This window comes from Desulfobacterium sp. N47 (assembly GCF_051233685.1).
GTDB lineage: Bacteria > Desulfobacterota > Desulfobacteria > Desulfobacterales > RPRI01 > RPRI01.
Genome location: NZ_JBAMMY010000250.1, coordinates 1 through 2,239 on the forward strand (window position 1 = coordinate 1; position 2,239 = coordinate 2,239).

Here is a 2,239-nt window from a genome sequence, read left to right on the forward strand (position 1 = left end):
CATTCCAGATATATTGATAAATAACATGATACCTGGAAAGGTAAAAATATATTATTGCAATTATCTTGTCAACAGAATATATATGGCTATATCAAATTCAAATTATTATCGGCAGTTAAAAAAAGATATTTTACTTAAAGAGATAAGCTTTTGAACAAATCTTAGCCGTTAATTTTTTGTCAAAAATTATAATTTTATTTCTATAACTTTATGGTGATCTTACGAAATTACAACATCACTGGGTCTGGATAATAACTTGTTATGCCCTTAAGGAGAACGGCATGAAACGAATTTTCATTATAATTTTATTGTGCTGTGTTGAAACAGCTTTTGCTCAACAATATCCGGATTTGCCGCTTGATAAAATCCTCTCTAAAGGAGAGCAAACTGCAATAGGGGTTCAAAAACTAACCGAATCGGAAAAAGAAAAACTTAGAATTCTATTAATTGAAAAGTTTTTGTTAGGGTACGAAAAAGGCAAGAAAGACGGAATCGAGCAAGCAGCAAAAATCGTTGAATCACAACAAGCAACACCCAATGTTATCGAAACCCAAATTGATGGTGATTTTGAAGGATGGGAAGGCGAAACAATTGTTAAATTGATGAACGGCCAAGTTTGGCAGCAATCGGAATATTATTATCACTATCATTATTCCTTCATGCCGAGAGTGATGATTTTCAAATCTGGGGCAGGATACAAAATGAAGGTTGAAGATATTGAACGGGCAGTAGGCGTAACAAAATTGAGGTGACATGAAGAAGTCCATTATAGTGCCAGATTTAGATTGGTATAAGAAAAAGAATTCAGAAGGTTCACTACCTCTTCGTTGCCCCTTTGCTTCTGTGGAGTCCTGCCCACGGTATTATCAGAGCCTGTCTCTAATGGGAGAGGCTGGGGCCACCAAGATTGAGGCGTCTGAAGACAAGCGGTTACTTAAATTTTGGAAGAAAAATGGTTTGTGGCCCAAAACTGGGGAGCAGGAAACATCAGTTTCCGGTCCAGCAGACCAGGTGAACCACTTCAGCAATTTTTGTCCTGAAGTTACCTTTTGCTACATTTACGGGTGAATCGGATAAGGAAATGATTAATGAAAATACACCAATTGGCCCAGAATCTTGGAAATGCAAGAAATGTGGCGAAGTACATGGTAGTGAATTTGATTCTTGTTGGAGTTGTGGCGCAGAGAAATCCTGAATGGTCGACTGATTTGCGGGAAGTTGAGGGTCAGGAAAGCTATGGGGTCAAATCTTTATTCGTGACAATGGATATCGTTTCATATAACAGAAAGGGAGAATCTTGTAGATGGACTGGAAGTCCGATATGACGGAAACCGGGCGAAAGTCAAGGATAAGGATTTGACCCCAACACTGGGGTGAGTTCTTGTTAGCCACATCAGGCTAAAGCAAAGAAGGAGAAGATATAATGCCTACAATTTCGATGTTTTATGGGATTCTCATCCGGATGTTCTTTCGAGATACTGAGAAACATCACGTGCCACACATACATGCTGATTACCAAGGGAAAGTTGCAGTGTACTCGATTCTTGACGGAACGCTTCTGTCTGGTGAACTGCCACCGAACAAGCACAAGCTGGTCGTCGCATGGATCGAAATTCATCAAGAAGATTTGCTTGCCGACTGGAACTTGACTGTAAACGGCAAGAAACCTTTTCCAATCAAAGGACTTGACCAATGAGAATAGCAAAAATCTCTCCACAATCTAATAGGGTGTTGTCCATCGTTGCAGACGATGGTCGCATCGGCAATTTTGATGTCAGTTCCTATCTGAAGTATGAGGCGTTTGAAGCCCTTCAAGATCACACCGAATTTCTGAAGGTTTTCAATGGCGGATACTTTGTTGAATGGGACTGTGGTGCTGATTTATCAGCTGACACCATTGAGGCTCGATGGCAGGTAGTTGGCGAAACAGCCCCGCAGACAACTGCCTAACAACCGCATTAAGGCCGACGCCGGGAAGCTTGGCGACGCTACGCGGGAAGGTCATTGGCGGCGCGGCTTATGCGGGGCGTTGTACTTAATAAAGGCATAAAAAAACGGTGGTAGGCGTGGCTTAATTTCTTATGGCGAATGCAACAACCTTAGGAGTTGTCACAAAATAACGTTTACAATTTATCTGTTGATCGATATGGCATTATTGTATAATTCCAATCTCCATGGAATTCATTACGACTGATATTTACTCGGCGAAGATCCTTATCTGATATTTTAATACCTTTCG

Annotated in this window: 4 protein-coding genes; all 4 read left to right on the forward strand. The window is 40.7% G+C overall.

All coding sequences use genetic code 11. From position 1 onward, the window contains the following. The first annotated feature begins 281 nt into the window (after positions 1-281). The 4 genes from VXK47_RS16120 (at position 282) to VXK47_RS16135 (ending at position 1,950) form a co-directional block, all read left to right on the forward strand. Positions 282-752 carry a hypothetical protein gene (locus VXK47_RS16120; RefSeq protein WP_435549806.1) on the forward strand — a complete coding sequence of 157 codons (471 nt, stop codon included), beginning with the start codon at positions 282-284 and terminating at the stop codon, positions 750-752. Between the two features lie 336 nt (positions 753-1,088). Next, complete coding sequence (locus VXK47_RS16125; RefSeq protein ID WP_435549807.1) at positions 1,089-1,325, forward strand: hypothetical protein; 237 nt, start codon at positions 1,089-1,091, stop codon at positions 1,323-1,325. A 98-nt stretch (positions 1,326-1,423) separates the two neighbouring features. Then, positions 1,424-1,696 (forward strand): DUF4160 domain-containing protein, encoded by a 273-nt coding sequence (locus tag VXK47_RS16130; RefSeq protein WP_435549808.1) that lies wholly within the window; start codon positions 1,424-1,426, stop codon positions 1,694-1,696. Next, a complete protein-coding gene (locus tag VXK47_RS16135; protein WP_435549809.1) occupies positions 1,693-1,950 on the forward strand; it encodes a DUF2442 domain-containing protein in 258 nt (85 codons plus the stop codon). The genes VXK47_RS16130 and VXK47_RS16135 overlap by 4 nt, the downstream gene beginning before the upstream one ends. Positions 1,951-2,239 lie beyond the last annotated feature (289 nt).